Origin of the sequence: Terrabacter aerolatus, from assembly GCF_007991735.1 — a bacterium.
Taxonomy (GTDB): Bacteria; Actinomycetota; Actinomycetes; order Actinomycetales; family Dermatophilaceae; genus Terrabacter; species Terrabacter aerolatus.
Map to the genome: position 1 here is coordinate 1 of NZ_BJYX01000002.1, position 16,214 is coordinate 16,214.

General features: G+C 72.7%; 16 protein-coding genes. 11 read left to right on the forward strand and 5 right to left on the reverse strand.

Annotated features, from left to right (window positions below; all coding sequences use genetic code 11):
- The 5 genes from TAE01_RS02370 to secA form a co-directional block, all read left to right on the forward strand.
- Positions 1-793, forward strand: a 793-nt coding sequence (locus tag TAE01_RS02370) for a ComF family protein (protein WP_147063054.1), incomplete at its 5' end; no start/stop codon positions are given.
- A gap of 271 nt (positions 794-1,064) precedes the next feature.
- Entirely contained in the window at positions 1,065-1,718 is a 654-nt protein-coding gene (gene hpf / locus TAE01_RS02375) for a ribosome hibernation-promoting factor, HPF/YfiA family (RefSeq protein WP_147063057.1), read from the forward strand.
- 248 nt (positions 1,719-1,966) lie between these two features.
- On the forward strand, positions 1,967-2,656 hold the full coding sequence (locus TAE01_RS02380) for a response regulator (protein ID WP_147063058.1): 690 nt from the start codon (positions 1,967-1,969) through the stop codon (positions 2,654-2,656).
- Positions 2,653-3,885: a winged helix-turn-helix domain-containing protein gene (locus tag TAE01_RS02385; RefSeq protein WP_147063061.1), complete on the forward strand. Its 1,233-nt coding sequence runs from the start codon at positions 2,653-2,655 to the stop codon at positions 3,883-3,885. The genes TAE01_RS02380 and TAE01_RS02385 overlap by 4 nt, the downstream gene beginning before the upstream one ends.
- Positions 3,886-4,065: 180 nt before the next feature.
- Positions 4,066-6,888, forward strand: coding sequence for a preprotein translocase subunit SecA (gene secA / locus TAE01_RS02390; RefSeq protein WP_147063063.1), 2,823 nt, complete (start codon positions 4,066-4,068; stop codon positions 6,886-6,888).
- 97 nt (positions 6,889-6,985) lie between these two features.
- Here the strand turns inward: secA and TAE01_RS02395 are convergent, their stop codons facing one another.
- A complete protein-coding gene (locus TAE01_RS02395; RefSeq protein WP_147063065.1) occupies positions 6,986-7,507 on the reverse strand; it encodes an Rv3235 family protein in 522 nt (173 codons plus the stop codon).
- The gene (locus TAE01_RS02400) at positions 7,507-8,415 is read right to left on the reverse strand and encodes a LysM peptidoglycan-binding domain-containing protein (protein ID WP_147063067.1); all 909 of its coding nucleotides are present in this window, start codon (positions 8,413-8,415) and stop codon (positions 7,507-7,509) included. Before TAE01_RS02400 ends, TAE01_RS02395 begins: the two co-directional genes overlap by 1 nt.
- A gap of 230 nt (positions 8,416-8,645) precedes the next feature.
- Between TAE01_RS02400 and TAE01_RS02405 the strand changes: the two genes are divergently transcribed.
- Positions 8,646-9,191: a hypothetical protein gene (locus TAE01_RS02405; protein WP_147063069.1), complete on the forward strand. Its 546-nt coding sequence runs from the start codon at positions 8,646-8,648 to the stop codon at positions 9,189-9,191.
- Between the two features lie 55 nt (positions 9,192-9,246).
- Here the strand turns inward: TAE01_RS02405 and TAE01_RS02410 are convergent, their stop codons facing one another.
- A complete protein-coding gene (locus tag TAE01_RS02410) occupies positions 9,247-9,474 on the reverse strand; it encodes a helix-turn-helix domain-containing protein (protein ID WP_147063071.1) in 228 nt (75 codons plus the stop codon).
- 293 nt (positions 9,475-9,767) lie between these two features.
- On the opposite strand from TAE01_RS02410, the gene TAE01_RS02415 reads away from it, so the two are divergent.
- Both TAE01_RS02415 and TAE01_RS02420 read left to right on the forward strand, forming a co-directional pair.
- The gene (locus TAE01_RS02415) at positions 9,768-10,430 is read left to right on the forward strand and encodes a CpaB family protein (RefSeq protein ID WP_147063073.1); all 663 of its coding nucleotides are present in this window, start codon (positions 9,768-9,770) and stop codon (positions 10,428-10,430) included.
- Positions 10,427-11,956 carry a CpaE/TadZ family protein gene (locus tag TAE01_RS02420; RefSeq protein ID WP_147063075.1) on the forward strand — a complete coding sequence of 510 codons (1,530 nt, stop codon included), beginning with the start codon at positions 10,427-10,429 and terminating at the stop codon, positions 11,954-11,956. Before TAE01_RS02415 ends, TAE01_RS02420 begins: the two co-directional genes overlap by 4 nt.
- 16 nt (positions 11,957-11,972) lie before the next feature.
- Here the strand turns inward: TAE01_RS02420 and TAE01_RS02425 are convergent, their stop codons facing one another.
- Entirely contained in the window at positions 11,973-13,343 is a 1,371-nt protein-coding gene (locus TAE01_RS02425) for a hypothetical protein (RefSeq protein ID WP_246111093.1), read from the reverse strand.
- 2 nt (positions 13,344-13,345) lie between these two features.
- Positions 13,346-13,732, reverse strand: coding sequence for a hypothetical protein (locus TAE01_RS02430; protein ID WP_246111094.1), 387 nt, complete (start codon positions 13,730-13,732; stop codon positions 13,346-13,348).
- A 40-nt stretch (positions 13,733-13,772) separates the two neighbouring features.
- Between TAE01_RS02430 and TAE01_RS02435 the strand changes: the two genes are divergently transcribed.
- The 3 genes from TAE01_RS02435 to TAE01_RS02445 are packed head-to-tail and all read left to right on the forward strand — an operon-like array spanning position 13,773 to position 16,154.
- Positions 13,773-15,194 carry a WS/DGAT/MGAT family O-acyltransferase gene (locus TAE01_RS02435; RefSeq protein WP_147063077.1) on the forward strand — a complete coding sequence of 474 codons (1,422 nt, stop codon included), beginning with the start codon at positions 13,773-13,775 and terminating at the stop codon, positions 15,192-15,194.
- Positions 15,194-15,634 carry a DUF6912 family protein gene (locus TAE01_RS02440; protein ID WP_147063079.1) on the forward strand — a complete coding sequence of 147 codons (441 nt, stop codon included), beginning with the start codon at positions 15,194-15,196 and terminating at the stop codon, positions 15,632-15,634. Before TAE01_RS02435 ends, TAE01_RS02440 begins: the two co-directional genes overlap by 1 nt.
- A 7-nt stretch (positions 15,635-15,641) precedes the next feature.
- On the forward strand, positions 15,642-16,154 hold the full coding sequence (locus TAE01_RS02445) for an NUDIX hydrolase (RefSeq protein WP_147063081.1): 513 nt from the start codon (positions 15,642-15,644) through the stop codon (positions 16,152-16,154).
- Positions 16,155-16,214 lie beyond the last annotated feature (60 nt).

A 16,214-nucleotide genomic window follows, 5' to 3' on the forward strand; every position in this document is an offset into this window, starting at 1 on the left:
TGAGGGCAGGGGAGTGCTCGCCCGGGCCGTGGCCCGGCTGAGGGAGAGCGACCTCGTCGACCTCGTCCTGCCGCGCGAGTGCGGCGGCTGCCTCCGCGCGGGCACCCACTGGTGCCTGCGCTGCGACGGGGCGCTGGCGACGCTGGCCTTCGAGGTGGCGGGCGGGGCGGTCCGGCAGGGCCGGGCCGTCCGGCCGGCCGACCGGGGTGGCGGTCCCTGGGTGGTGCCGCACCCGCTGCCCGACGGCATGCCGCCCGTGCACTCCTGGGGGGTCTACGCCGACCCCCTGCGCGCTGCCGTGTCGGCATGGAAGGACGTCGGCCGGCGCGACCTCGAGGCCGTGCTGACGCCCCTGCTCGCCGCCTCGGTGGACGGTGCGCTCTCGGGGTCCGGCTGGGTCGACGGTGTGGTGCTCGTCGTCCCGGCTCCGTCGTCGCGCCGCGCCGTGCGCGAGCGGGGCGACACGCCGCTCGAGACGCTGTGTCGTGGAGCCGTCGCCCGGCTGTCGGGCCGCGCGGGGCCGATCCTCCGGGTCGCGCCCGCCCTGCGCCACGTGCGCCGCGTGCAGGACCAGTCCGGGCTGGGCACGGTCGAGCGGCGCGGCAACCTCGACCAGGCGCTGTCGGTGATCCCTCTGTGGGACAACGTGATCCGCGGCCGACGCGTGCTGCTCGTCGACGACGTCGTGACGACCGGTGCGACGTTCGCCGAGGCGGCGAGGGCCCTGCGGGCCGCGGGCTCAGGTCCCGTCGTGTGCGCCACGATGGCCGCCACGCAGCGCACGCGTGGGTGACGTGGCCGACGGGCGGAGGCAGGTGCGCGACCGGATCGCGGGTGCTCGGAGTGTCACGGCCTGCATGCCTTCCAGTGGACGCGCGGCCCAAGTAGGGTCGAGTCATGACCCCGTCCCACGGGGAACGACCTCCTGGTCGTGCGCCCCCAGGGACGAGCTCCACAGGAAGGGGTGGTGCCCCGTTGACCGGCGGGCCCGTCCACGGTGACCGAGGCCCGGAACCACTCTCACTGCACCGCACGAAGAAGACGTGCGCGATCAAGGAGGAACCGTGGAGATCGTCGTCACTGGACGCCACGTCCAGATCCCCGACCGATTCCGTGAGCAGCTCGACGAGCGACTGGCCAAGGTGTCGGCACTCGCGCCCAAGGTGCATCGCATCGACGTCGTCGTCACCCACGAGCGGGTCGCTCGTGGGTCCGAGAAGGTCGAGATCACCTGCCACGCGAAGGGCCCCGTGATCCGGGCGGAGGCGTGTCTCGATGACAAGTACGCCGCCCTCGACGCGGCCGTGGACAAGCTCATGGACCGCCTGAGGCGGGTGCACGACAAGCGGCGCGTCAGCCGCGGGCGACGGATCCCCGAGTCGGTGGCGCAGGCGACCGCCCGCATCGACTCCACGAGCAACGGCTCGGCCCCGCAGGGCCCCGAGCCCACCGACGCCGGCGACGGCCGCGTCGACGACCTCGAGCGCTTCGGTGCGCTCGGCAACTCGCCCATCGAGGTCCGCGAGAAGATCCACACGGCGGCGCCCATGTCCCTCGAGGACGCCGTGAACGAGATGGAGCTCGTCGGGCACGACTTCTTCCTCTTCCACGACGCGGACACCGACCGCCCGAGCGTGGTCTACCGGCGGCGCGGCTGGAGCTACGGGGTGCTGCACCTCGAGACCGACGCGGACGCCGGCGTCGCCGCCACGGGCTGACCCCTGCTCCCCGAGCGGTGACGTCGTCGGGGCGCTCCCTCCCGAGGGGGCGCCCCGACGGTGTCCCGACGGTGTCGCGACGGTATGCCGGTAGGTGTCGTGACGCCGGTCGCCACCCGCCCCCGCGCGGTCACGACACCGCGGGACCGCTCCCAGCCGCTCCCAGCCGCTCCCAGCCGCTCGAAGCCCGCCGCGCCGCGCGGTCGCCCGTCGGGCGTGCTGCCTCGGGGGTGCGCCAAGATGGGGGCGTGAACCCGCCGTCCCCGGATGTCATCCGCGTCCTCATCGTCGACGACCACGCCCTCTACCGCCGCGGGCTGCAGATGGTCCTGGCCGTCGAGGACGGCATCGAGATCGTCGGCGAGGCCGCGGACGGGGTCGAGGCCGTCGACCAGGCCGAGGAGATCCTGCCCGACGTCATCGTCATGGACGTCGGCATGCCCAAGCGTGGCGGCATCGACGCCTGCCGCGTCATCAAGCAGCGGGTCCCGTCCGCACGCATCATCATGCTGACGAGCTCCGACGAGGAGGCCAACCTCTTCGAGGCGGTCCGTGCCGGAGCCAACGGCTACCTCCTCAAGGACGTGCCGCCGGAGGAGGTCGCGGCCGGCATCCGGGCCGTGTTCCACGGGCAGTCGCTGCTCTCCCCGCTCATGGCGTCCAAGCTGCTCGAGGAGTTCAAGCAGATCAGCCAGCGCGAGAGCGTGCCGGCACCGATCTCCGGGCTGGAGCTGCCGCGCCTGACCGAGCGCGAGCTCGGCATCCTGCGGCTCGTGGCGCGGGGACGGCTCAACCGCGAGATCGCGGTCGAGCTGTTCATCTCGGAGAACACCGTGCGCAACCACATCCGCAACATCCTCGACAAGCTGCAGATGCACTCGCGCATGGAGGCGGCGATGTACGCCGTGCGCCAGCGGCTCATCGACCCGGGCGAATGAGCGCCGCCCCCCGCGTGCTGACCCGCGCCCAGGCCAGGCGGGTCGCCATCGCCGCCCAGGGCTTCCTCGACCCGAGGCCCGAGCCGTTCGAGGCCACGATGCGCCACGTCCAACGCGTCGTGGACCGCGTCGGGGTCATCCAGATCGACAGCGTCAACGTGCTGGCCCGCAGCCAGTACCTCCCGTTCTTCTCCCGGCTCGGCCCCTACGACACGGCCCTGCTCGACCGGGCGCGGGACCGTGCACCCCGTCGGCTGGTGGAGTACTGGGCTCACGAGGCGAGCCTCGTGCCGCCGGCGACGTGGCCCCTGCTCGACTTCCGCATGCGCGCCGCCGCCGAGAAGGCCTGGGGCGGCATGCGACGCATCCTCCAGGAGCGACCCGACTACGTCGACCTCGTGCGGGCCGAGGTCGAGCGGAGGGGCCCGATGACGGCCAGGGAGGTCGAGGTCGCCCTGGCCCACGACCAGCCGCGCCGCACCGACCACTGGGGCTGGAACTGGTCCGACGTCAAGCAGGCGCTCGAGTACCTCTTCTGGGCCGGGCAGATCAGCTCGGCCGGGCGCACGACCCAGTTCGAGCGGAGGTATGCCGCCCTCACCGCCACCGCGCCGCCGGCTCTGCGAGCCGCCTGGACCGGGCGCGCCGGGCCCGAGGCCGACCCGGACCGTCACCTCGAGCTCGTCCGCATCGCGGCGCGGGCCCACGGCGTCGGCACCGAGCTCTGCCTGGCCGACTACTTCAGGATCAGGCGCGAGGACGTGCGACCGGCGATCGCCCGACTCGTCGCCGACGGCGAGCTCATCCCCGTGACGGTGCCGGGCTGGAAGCCGGCCTGGCTGCACGCCGAGGCCCGCCTGCCGCGTCGGGTCCACGCCGAGGCGCTCCTCAGCCCCTTCGACTCCCTCGTCTGGCAGCGGGAGCGGATCCACGCCCTCTGGGACTTCCACTACCGGATCGAGATCTACACCCCTGTCGAGAAACGGGTCCACGGCTACTACGTGCTGCCCTTCCTCCACGGTGACGCCCTCGTGGCCCGGTGCGACCTCAAGGCCGACCGGTCCGCCGGCGTGCTCCGCTGCCATCGCGTCACGTGGGAGCCCGGCGCGCCACCCGAGGCGCGCGCCGCCCTGCTCGCCAACCTCGAGTCCATGGCGAGCTGGCTCGGGCTCGGTCGTGTCGACCTGCCCATCGACGCGGCGCCACCGGGGCGCGCGGTCGGCGGCTGAGCGCGTCCCCGGGCACACGGCATACGCCCTCGGTGGGGTGACGGAACCGGGCCGAGCGCCGACGCGTTGGTCGTTGTGTCCGGAAGGCGGCTAGCCTAGGCGGGTCCCGTGACCCATCACGGGCGATGGAGCCCGCCCACCGGGCGCGTCCACACGTTCAGTCGGGAGTGAGATCACCAGATGGCCGTCATCGAGAAGCTGCTTCGCGCCGGCGAAGGCCGGACCCTGAAGAAGCTCCAGGGCCTCGCCAAGCAGGTCAACGCCCTCGAGGCCGACTTCGAGAAGCTCACCGACGAGGAGCTGCGCGACGAGACCAAGGGTTTCCGCGAGCGCCTCGACAACGGCGAGACCCTCGACATGTTGCTGCCGGAGGCCTTCGCCGCCGTGCGCGAGGCGAGCAAGCGGACCCTCGGCAAGCGTCACTTCGACGTGCAGCTCATGGGTGGCGCGGCCCTGCACCTGGGCAACGTCGCCGAGATGAAGACCGGTGAGGGCAAGACCCTCGTCGCGACCCTGCCGAGCTACCTCAACGCGCTGTCCGGCAAGGGCGTCCACGTCATCACCGTCAACGACTTCCTCGCCGAGTACCAGTCCGAGCTCATGGGTCGCGTCCACCGCGCGCTCGGCATGGAGACCGGCTGCATCCTCAGCGCGATGACGCCCGAGCAGCGTCGCGCCGAGTACGCCAAGGACATCACCTACGGCACCAACAACGAGTTCGGCTTCGACTACCTGCGCGACAACATGGCGTGGGACCCGTCCGAGCTCGTGCAGCGCGGCCACAACTTCTGCATCGTCGACGAGGTCGACTCGATCCTCATCGACGAGGCCCGCACCCCGCTCATCATCTCGGGACCCGCCGACCTCGCGACGAAGTGGTACGTCGAGTTCGCCCGCATCGCCGCCCGCCTCAACCGCGGCGAGGACGGCCGCGGTGACTACGAGGTCGACGAGAAGAAGCGCACCGTCGGCGTGCTCGAGTCGGGCATCGCGCGTGTCGAGGACCTCCTCGGCATCGACAACCTCTACGACACGGTCAACACGCCGCTCATCGGCTACCTCAACAACTCCATCAAGGCCAAGGAGCTGTTCAAGAAGGACAAGGACTACGTCGTCATGGACGGCGAGATCCTCATCGTCGACGAGCACACCGGCCGCATGCTCCCCGGCCGCCGCTACAACGAGGGCATGCACCAGGCCATCGAGGCGAAGGAGGGCGTCGAGATCAAGAACGAGAACCAGACGCTCGCCACGATCACCCTGCAGAACTACTTCCGCATGTACGACAAGCTCTCGGGCATGACGGGCACAGCCCAGACCGAGGCCGCCGAGCTCAACTCGATCTACAAGCTCGGCGTCATCCCGATCCCGACGAACCGCCCGATGATCCGCAAGGACCAGGCCGACCTCGTCTACCGCACCGAGGTCGCCAAGTACGACGCCGTCGTCGACGACATCGCCGAGAAGCACGCCGTCGGCCAGCCGGTCCTCGTGGGCACCGTGTCGGTCGAGAAGAGCGAGTACCTCTCCCAGCAGCTGAGGAAGCGCGGGATCAAGCACGAGGTCCTCAACGCGAAGCAGCACGAGCGCGAGGCCGCCATCGTCGCCGACGCCGGCCGCAAGGGCGCCGTCACCGTCGCGACGAACATGGCCGGTCGAGGCACCGACATCATGCTCGGCGGCAACTCGGAGTTCCGTGCCGTCGCCGAGCTGAAGCGCCGCGGTCTCGACCCCCACGAGACGCCGGAGGAGTACGAAGCCGCCTGGGACGAGGCCCTCGCCAAGGCCGAGCGCGACGTCGAGGCAGAGCACGAGGAGGTCACCGAGCTCGGGGGCCTCTACGTCCTCGGCACCGAGCGGCACGAGTCGCGCCGCATCGACAACCAGCTCCGCGGCCGTTCCGGCCGTCAGGGCGATCCCGGCGAGTCCCGCTTCTACCTCTCGCTCAACGACGACCTCATGCGCCTGTTCAACGCGGGTCTCGTCGACCGGTTCATGCAGACCGCCGGCATGGAGGACGACGTGCCGATCGAGTCCAAGATGGTCACGAACTCGATCCAGAAGGCGCAGGGGTCGGTCGAGGCCCAGAACTACGAGATCCGCAAGAACGTCCTCAAGTACGACGACGTCATGAACCGTCAGCGCCAGGTCATCTACGACGAGCGTCGCGCCGTGCTCATGGGGGAGGACCTCCACGAGCAGCTGCGCATGTTCGTCAACGACGTCGTCAACTCCTACGTCGACGCGGCGACCTCCGACGGCTTCGCGGCCGACTGGGACCTCGAGAAGCTCTGGGACGCGATGCGCCAGGTCTACCCGGTCTCGCTCAGCATCGAGGAGCTCGAGGACATGGCCGGCGGCCGGCAGGCGATCACGGCCGACCTGCTGCGCGAGCAGCTCATGTCCGACGCCCACCACGCGTACGACCAGCGTGAGGAGATGCTCGGCGCGGAGACGATGCGCGAGGTCGAGCGCCGCGTCGTCCTGTCGGTCCTGGACCGCAAGTGGCGCGAGCACCTCTACGAGATGGACTACCTCCAGGAGGGCATCGGCCTGCGCGCCATGGCCCAGCGCGACCCGCTCATCGAGTACCAGCGCGAGGGCTTCCAGCTCTTCGAGGCGATGATGGAGGCCATCAAGGAGGAGTCGGTCAGCCACCTCTTCTCCGTCGAGGTCCAGGTCCCCGAGCCCGCTCCGGCCGCCGTGGGCGCCGCTCCCATGTCGGTGGGTGAGCTCATGGGCGGTCTCGCCGACCGGGGCCACGTGCCCGACGACGCCACCGGCGCGGCCCAGGAGGACGAGTCCGTGGCCGCCGGGCGTCGCCCGTTCGGGTCGGGCGTCCGGGTCTCGGGTGTCGACCTCGATCCCGAGACGCAGCGCCCGGCCGCCCTGCACTACACCGCTCCCGGCGAGGACGGCCGTGCCGTCGAGACCGGCGGCCAGCAGACGGCGGAGCGCAAGGCCGACCGCCGCGGCAAGAAGGTCAAGCGCAAGCGCCGCTGACCCGCCACGTGAGACGGCCCGGACCCCGAGGGGTCCGGGCCGTTCGCGCACGCCCGGGAGGTCGGGTGCCGGCGCTCGCCGACCGTGACCTGCGCGGTCAGCCGATGGTGAGCGCGGTGACGAGCCAGCGCCCGTCGAGGCCCTCGAGGCGCAGCGCGAGCGCCCGGACCCTCCCGTGCGACACGACGACGGCACAGGCCTCGACGATGCCGTCGGCTGGCTCGCACACCCGGACCCGACGCACGACCGCCGGGCGCCGCTGGCCCGGGACCCGGCGCCGTCCGGCGACCATGGCCTGGCGGGCGAGGACGGAGTAGATCGTCGGCGCCGTGTGCCGGATGAGCTGCGGGGCAGGGCGCTGCCCCGAGACGACCTCGATGATCGCCTGGGCGAGGCGTCCCACGAGCGGTGCTGGCTCGGGGAGCTGGGACGAGTGGGTGGGCTGACGGCCGAACTCCTCGTCGTCGCGGGCCCCGAAGAAGTCGAGGGCGAGGGCGTCCTGGGCGTAGGGCTGCTCGCCGTGCCAGGCCTCGTCGGCACTGATGATGCGAGGCGCCGTCTGCGGGATGCGCCGCACGGTGAAGCCGTGGGACGAGCCGGTCGTGGTCGTGCGTGCCATCACTGGTCTCCTTGCGGTGCAGGGGCGCCCGTGTCGAGGCCCGTGTCGGGGCCGGCGGCGGGTGCGGAGGGGTGGTGGTCGAGGCGCGACCGGCCGGGGGAGGCCGGCGACGGTGGCCGCAGCTGCTGCCCCGGGACGAGCAGGTCGGGGTCATCGCCGACGACGTCGCGGTTCGCGGCGTACCACCGCGGCCACTCGCGCGCGACCTCGGAGTCGCTGGCCCCCGGACCCAGGTGGCGCGCCGCGACGGACCAGAGCGAGTCGCCACGGTGGACGGTCACGAGTTCGTGGGCTGCTGCCGTCGGTCGTGGGGCCGGCGCGAGCAGGCGAGGTCGGTCGGCGTCGTGGACCGTCGGGGGCGGCGAGGGGACGTAGCCGGGACCGGCAGGCCGGGATGTCGCTGGGGCCGGGGCGGGGGTCGTCTCTGCACGCTCCGGCGTGAGCGACGGGACGAACCCCGGTGTCACGTCGCTCGGGGTGAAGCCCGGCACGAGGTCGCGCGCCGGGCTTTCCCCGCGGACCGCTGCGCGGGGGGCGGGGTCACGTGGTCCGGCGTCGCGTGGAGCTGGGTCGTCGGTGGCGAGACCCGCGGGGCCGGCGCCGCGGGTGACGGGTCCGGAACCGGCGACGGACACGAGGGCCGGTGGCAGGGCCAGTGAGCCGACGGACGCCCCGAGGACCAGGGCGAGCGCCTTGCGCACCGCGACCGGCGTGATGCGCTGGGCGAGGACTGCCGCTGCGCGTCCGGTGGCGCCGGGCAGCAGGGCGGCCACTCCGAGCAGGGAGCCGAGGGCCAGCCAGGCCGCGAGCCCCAGTCCCACCCAGCCGAGGACGACGAGGAGGACCTCGTCGGGCCGGACGCGTGCCGCCGGAGGCGGCCCGTGGCGCACGACCGTCGCGAAGAGCACCAGCGCTGCTGCCGCAAGTGCGAGGCCGAGGAACCCCCCAGCGAGCTCTCTGGCGACGACCCTGCCTCGTCGCGGTGCGCCCTGTGGCCCACCGCCGTGTCTGCTCATCACATGCGTTCCCCTGTACATGCCTTCATTTAATGCAGTTTGCGTGCGATGGGTCAAGTATGGTCTTGGTCAAGGAGTACTTCGGGTGGCAGGGACGACGGGGTCCGGAGAGGGTGGAGCACATGCGCTGGGACCGGCTCTTCGACGACCTCGAGGCCCAGCTCGCGCTGGACGACGCGCGCGAGCTCGCGTCCGAGGTCGCCGACCGCACCCGGCGCGAACGCGCCCTGCTCGACGTGCACACCAGACTTCTCGCCAACGTCGGGTCCCCGCGCGTCGCGTTGCGCCTGTCCGGACGCGTCGTCGCGGGCCGCCTCGCCGACGTGGGGCCGGACTGGGCGCTCGTCGAGACCGCTCCCGAGCGTCCCGTGCTCGTTGCCCTCGCGGCGGTGCGGTCGGTCTCCGGCATCGCTCCCGGGGCGCGGACACCGTCGGTCGTGGCGCGACGGTTCGGAGTGGGGTCGGCGCTGCGCGCGGTGAGCCGCGACCGGGCGGTCGTCGAGGTGGCCGACATGGACGGGCAGGTGGCGACAGGAACCATCGACGTCGTGGGGGCCGACCACCTCGAGCTGGCCGAGCACGCCGCCGACGAGACGCGCCGCACGGCGAACCTCACCGGACGGCTGCTCGTGCCGTTCTGGTCACTCGGGTCGGTGCGCCGCCTCTAGAGCCGACGGAGTCCGCGTCCGCCGTCGGGACCGCCGAGCGCGCGGCCGGGCGAGGTCACTCCTCGGCGGCCCCACCGAACGGGTGGGCCTGGACGAACGACTTCGTCTCGGCGTACATCCGCTGGATGTAGCTCTCGAGCTCGGTTGCCTCGACCCGCCACTGACCCCGGCCACCGACCTTGATGGCCGGGAGCTCGCCGGAGCGCACGAGGGCGTAGGCCTGCGCGGAGGAGATGTTGAGGATCTCGGACACCTCGGTGAGCTGCAGGAACCGCTGGGCCACGTTGACTCCCTCTTCTGGCACGGCCGCGTCGACCGTCTCGACCTCACCCGTACCCCTGTCGGGGGTCCGGGCGCGTCCCGCGGCTCGGGCCCCGTCGTGAGCGACGCGGCCGTCCCGAGGACGCCCCCATCCTAGGGATTCCCGTCGCAACCCTTCACGGTTGTCCCCACCTGTGCGCCTCGACGGGCGCTCCGGCGCGGGTTGTTGCAAGATGATGCCGCGTCGTCCCGTCGTCGTCCCGTCGTCGTGACGGCCGACGTGGAGCCATTCACCGACGGACCACAGGGGGTCCCATGACCGAGCTGGCCAGCCCCAGCGCCACACGCCTGCAACGCCCGTCGTGGCGCGACAGCCGCCTCGTCGTGGGCGTGCTCCTCGTCGTCGTCGCGGCGACGCTCGGGGCCAAGGCGGTCGCCAGCGCCGACGACCGGGTGCCGGTCTGGGTGGCGGCCGGCAACCTCGTCGCAGGTGACGAGGTGGGGCAGACCTCGTTCGAGCGCGCCGACGTGCGTCTCGCCGACGGGATGAACGCCTACCTACCCGCCGATGCGCCGCCCCCGACCGGGGCGTTCATGCTCCGCGACGTGCGGGCTGGTGAGCTCGTGCCCCTCTCTGCCGTCGGGGGCGCCGACGCCGTCGACGTGCAGCGCGTGACCGTGCGGGCCGATGCCATGTCGACGACCGGTCTGACCCGCGGCAGCCGGGTCGACGTCTTCGTCACCCCCAAGGCCTCGACGTCGAGCGCCGCCGCCTCGACGCCCACGAAGAAGGTGCTCGAGTCCGCCGCGGTGGCGGCGGTGCTGACGAGCAGTGGCGGCCTGGGCTCCGGCTCCATGACGTCGGTGCAGATCTACGTGCCGTCGGACAAGGTGCAGCCGCTCGTCGAAGCGGTGGACGGCGAGGCGAAGCTGACGCTGGTGCCGTCCGTGGGGGCGGCGACCGGCGGCGGAGCATGACCGAGGTCCTGACCGCCCTGAGCCACCGGTGGGAGTCGGCGGTGGCCACGGTGCTCGAGGGCGTGCGCGGTGTCACGGTGAGCCGTCGCTGCGCCGACGTGCCCGAGCTCCTGTCGGTCGCCGAGGTCGGGCTCGGCGACACCGCCGTCATCTCCTCCGACCTGCGTGGGATCGACCTGGCGGTCGTGAACCGGCTGCGCGCCAACGGGATACGGGTGATCGGTGTCCATCCGGGCGACGACGAGGCGGGTGAGCGGAGACTTCGCCAGCTCACGGTGACCATCACGCTCCCTGTGGACGCGGATGCCGACCGGTGGGCGGAGGCGCTCGAGGAGGGCCGGGCGTCCGTCGACGAGCTCGAGGCGTCGCTGCGCGGGTCCGGGCTCCCGGTCGGGACCGACCCGTCCGGCCTCACCGACCGGTCGGGGCTCGCGGACGGGGCAGATGGCTCTACCCCGGCCGACCCGGTCCTCGAGGACTCGGGCCGGTCCGGAGACCCCGACGGCTGGCTGCCGGCCGGTTCCGAGGTGGGGCGGTCGGGCCGTGCTACCGACGACGGCACGGCCGCCGGTGTCGGCAGGAGCTCGGGCGACGTCGGGTCCGAGCCGGCACCCGACGGGTCGCGCCGCGGTCCCGAACGGGCCCCGGTCGTCGCCGTGTGGGGGCCGACCGGTGCACCCGGACGCACGACCGTGGCGACGACGCTCGCCGCCGAGGTGGCCGGGCGCGGCGTCGAGGTGCTGCTCGTCGACGCCGACACCTACGGCGGCTGCGTGGCGCAGACCCTGGGGCTGCTCGACGAGGCGCCGGGCATCGCGGCCGCCTGCCGAGCCGCCGACCAGGGCCTGCTCGACCTGCCCGCCCTCTCGCGCATCGCCCCCTCCGTGGCGTCCGGCCTGCGCGTGCTCACGGGGCTGCCCAAGGCGGAGCGCTGGCCGGAGGTGCGTGCGGCAGCGCTCGAGCGCGTGCTCGAGCTGAGCCGGTCGCTCGTGCAGGTGGTCGTCGTCGACTGCGGCTTCTGCCTCGAGGACGACGAGGAGCTGAGCTACGACACCGTGGCCCCGCGCCGCAACGAGGCGACCCTGACCTCGCTCGCGGCCTCCGACGTGGTCGTCGCCGTGGGCGGCGCGGACCCCGTGGCGCTCCAGCGGTTCGTCCGCGGTCTCCAGGAGCTCGGCACCGTGCCGTCGGGCGAGCCGGTGCCGGTCGTCAACCGGGTCCGCAGCGCAGCCGTCGGCTCCCGGCCGGAGTCACGCATCGCCGACTCGCTGCTGCGTTTCGCCGGATTGTCGTCGGTGCGCTTCGTGCCCGACGACCCTGCGACCCTCGACGCGGCCCTGCTCGCGGGGCGCTCGGTCGTCGAGCACGCACCCGAGTCGCCGGTGCGCGCCGCCGTGGCCGACCTCGCCACGGCGGTGCTGCCGTGGACCGTCACGCCCGCGGCTCGCCGGGACCGGCGCGAGGACCGTCGCCCGGGCCGTCGTCGGCCCCCACGCGGTGGCCGCTCGGCCCCCGTCGGGGCCTGAGGGGCGCTCGCAGGGTTCAGGGCGCGAAGAGGATCGTCAGGCCGCCGAGCGTGTAGAGGATCATGACGACCATGAGGGGCACCTGACCGACCACCGCGGCGCGGCGGTCGAGGACCGTGATGGCGCGCTCGTGGGCGGCGAGGACGCCGAGCAGGTGGCCGACGACGATGCTCACCGCCTGGATCGTCGCGACGAGGGTGGGCTGGATCAGGGCGTCGTTCGGGACGAGGCCGGCGGTGCCGAGCAGGTCGGCACCGGTGCCGAGGGGGTCGGTGAGCAGCCGCCACGCGTACTGCCCCTGGTAGACCCACAGCGACCAGTAGTGCGCGACGACGTAGCCACCCGCGATCGGGATGAGCGAGGGCGCGATGTCGCTGACGAAGGTGAAGGAGCGGGCGAACGGCTCGCCCGAGAGCCGTACCGACACCACCGAGGCCAGCCAGATCGTCACGGCCACGAGTCCGAAGAAGGTCAGCAGGGTCGCCGTCTTGAGCAGGGACGACGAGACCGGTGACGTCTGCACGAACGTCGACCACGACAGGTTGGCCGAGAAGCCGTCGTATGCCGTCCCGCCGAGCATCACGGCGACCGTGGGCACGAGCCCGCGCTGGCCGCGCAGGCCGTTGACGCCGTGCAGCGGGGTGCGCAGCACCCAGCGTCCGTCGTGCCGCCGGCCGAGGGGCGAGAGCAGGCCGAGCAGCCGGGACCACGCCTCGAAGGGGTCGGCGTGGTCGAACCACGTGCGGCCGAAGACGGCTGAGCCGAGCAGGGACACCGCGAAGAAGCCGCCGACGAGGAGCTGGAGGAAGCCGAGCGAGGTGTTGTTCTCGGCGACGAGCTCGACCCACGTGAACGTTCCGAGGCCGAGCGCGGCGGGCCAGAGTCCCCAGCGGTAGGGCAGGGCGGCGAGGTCGGGCGAGACGCGGGCGAGGCGGAGCAGTCCGGCGTGCAGCGCGCGCACCGGGTTGATGACCCGCCAGACGGGCCCGAGCAGCATCGAGGAGAACGCCAAACCGACCCATAGCCACACGTAGACGACGTGGGGCACGGGGTTGCGGGCCGAGTCCGGTCCGAGGACGAGCGCGACGAGGGTCCACACCGTGAGCACGGCCGCGAGGGCGCGCGCCACGGCGCGGAGCGAACGCGAGTCGAGCAGCGCCGCCACGGGCCGTGGCAGCAGCACCCCGTCGGTGTCCCGCAGCCGCGGCTCGCGCCACAGGGTGCCGATGGCGACGAACGAGATCACGAGTGCGGCGACGGCCGCGATGACGAGGGCGGTGAACGGCAGCGGGAGGTCGCCGCGGCTGCCGACCCCGTGAGCCGGAACCAGTCCCGGCGCAAGGCCCGGGATCAGGCCGGGCGCCAGCTGGGGAGCGGTGAGCGCCACGGTCAGCGGACGGCGACCGTGAGCAGGGTCAGGGCCGGCTCGTGCGTCTCGACCTCGTAGGAGCCGGGCTCCTTGCCCGTGAGCCGGAGCGTCGTCGGCACGCCGGACTTGAGGGCCTCCTCGACGTCGAAGCCGTGCGCGTGCAGCTCGTCGTCGTGGTCGCTCGTCACGACGAGCTCCAGGGTCGAGCCGAGCGGGAGGTCGACCTGCGCCGGGGCCGGCGTCACGGTCGTCCCGGTGATCGTCACGGCGAGCCGCTTGACGCTGCCGGTGGAGACCACGCCGCCGGCGCCACTGGACCCCGGGTCGGGGCTCGAGGAGGAGCAGCCCCCCGTCACCACGAGGGCGAGGACGCACACGGCATACGGAAGGGCTCGAAACGCACGCATGGCCACGATCCTAGGCAAGGCGGTCTGGCAGAGTGTGACCATGTCTGACCGCCTGACCTCGCTCGACGCGTCGTTCCTCTACCTCGAGGAGTCCACCACGTCGATGCACGTCGGGTCGGTCATGGTCTTCCAGCCGCCGCGGGAGGGCTTCGACTACGACCAGCTCGTGCGGATCATCGAGGGGCGGATCGGCGCGATCCCGCGCTTCCGGCAGAAGGTCCTCGACGTGCCGGGTCGCATCGCCAACCCCGTGTGGGTCGACGACGAGGCCTTCGACCTGGGCTACCACGTGCGCCGGGCCGGCCTGCCCCGCCCCGGCAGCGACCGGCAGCTGCAGGACTTCGTCGCGCGCGTCCAGCCGCGCAAGCTCGACCGCACCCGTCCGCTGTGGGAGGTCTACCTCGTCGAGGGCCTGCACGACGGCCGCTTCGCCATCGTCACCAAGACCCACCACGCACTCATCGACGGCGTCAACGCCCTCGACATCGCCCACGTCATCGTCGACGCCGTCAAGGGCGAGGACGAGGACGACCTCGTCGCGCCCTGGGAGCCCAGCCGTCCGCCGTCGTCGGTCGAGCTGGTGACGGGAGCGGTCATCGACGCCGTGCGACGCCCGACCCAGGTCGTCGACCTGGTGCGCGGCGGCCTCAACGACGCCCTCAACGTCGGCATGCGGGCCGTGGAGTCGGCCGGACAGGTGCTCTCGACGGTCGCGCGCACGGCGGCACGCCCGGCTCCGGACTCGCCCCTCAACGCCGAGATCGGGTCGGCCCGCCGCTGGGTCATGATCGCGACCGACCTCGAGGACTACCGCCTCGTGCGCAAGCGTCTCGCCCGCGGGGCGTACGCCGAGGACGTCACCATCAACGACGTCGTGCTCGCGACCATCGCGGGTGGCTTCCGTGCGTGGCTGCTGGGGCGGGGTGAGGCCGTGAGCCCCCACACCTCGGTGCGCGCCATGGTGCCGGTCAGCATCTACGGCGACGACCCGGCCGGGATGTACGCCAACCAGGTCATGGCGTGCGTCGTCAACCTGCCCGTGGGCGAACCCGGGGCGTCGATGCGCCTGCACCAGATCGCGTTCGCCATGCGGCAGCAGATGGAGGGTGGGCAGGCCGTCGGGGCCACCTCGCTCGCCAACCTCGCTGGCTTCGCGCCGCCGACGCTGCACGCCCTGGGCGCCCGCCTCGGCTCGGCGATGTCGCGCCGGCTCTACAACGTCATGATCACCAACGTGCCCGGCCCGCAGACCCCGCTCTACGCCGGCGACGCGGAGATGCTCTCGACCTACCCGGTGACGCCGCTCGCCAAGGGGCAGGCGCTCTCCATCGGCATCACGTCCTACAACGGCGGCGTCTACTTCGGCCTCAACGCCGACCGGGACGCGATGCCCGACGTCGACGTGCTCGGCCAGTCCATCGTCGAGTCGCTCGCCGAGCTGACGAGCGGGAGGGAGTCCTGATGCCGGTCGTGCGCGTCTACGTGCCGCTGGGCCGGACGGGTCTCGAGGAGCTCGCCTCGACGGGCGCCCTCGCGGCCGGGCCCGGCACCCCGCGGACGGCGTATGCCGTGACGTCGGGTCTCGAGCAGGCCGCGCCGGGACTCGACGTGGAGGACCTCGAGTACGCCGCCTTCAGCGATGCCGTCGAGGCCGCGGCCGGGCTCCGGTCGACGCGTTCGGACCGGCGGGTCGTCGCGGCGGCGGACGCAGACGCCTCGTGGGTGTCCCCGCGCGAGGGCGCTCCCGTGTCGAAGGTCGTGCTCACGGCGGCCGTGCCGCTCTCGCGCGTCGCGTCGTTCCACGTCGACGACGAGGTGACGGGGAGCGTCGACGAGGAGCCCGACGAGCTGCTCTGGTACGACGTCACCGAGCTCGACGACGTGCGCTCGTTCTTCGGCTGAGCCGCCCATGGCCGACGACGAGGTGGTCGCCCTCTACGGCGAGGCCGGAGAGGTGGTCGGGTCGGCGCCGCGCTCCGTCATGCGGGCGCGCAACCTGCGGCACGCCGCGTCGTCGGTCGTCGTGCGCGACCGGCTGGGGCGGGTCTACCTGCACCGTCGGACGACGACGAAGGACGTCTACCCTGGCCTGCTCGACTTCGCGGCCGGCGGTGTGGTCCTGGCGGGGGAGGACCCCGGCGTGGGCGCGGTGCGTGAGCTCGAGGAGGAGCTCGGGGTCGCCGGAGTCTCGCTCGAGCCCCTCGGGGTGGCCGACTATGCCGACGCCCACACGCGGTACCGCGCCTTCCGCTTCGTCGTGACGTGGGACGGCCCGATCCGGTGGCAGCCGGAGGAGGTGTCCTGGGGGGAGTGGGTCACGGTCGAGGAGCTCGTGCGCCGGCTCGACGACGAGCCCGACAGCATCGTGCCCGACAGCGTCGCCGTGTGGGCCGGGGCCGTGCGGGCGTGGCTGGGGACGTGACCGGGGGACCTGGCTGACCTGGCTGGGGACGCGGCGTGGAGACACGGCTGACGAGGGAAC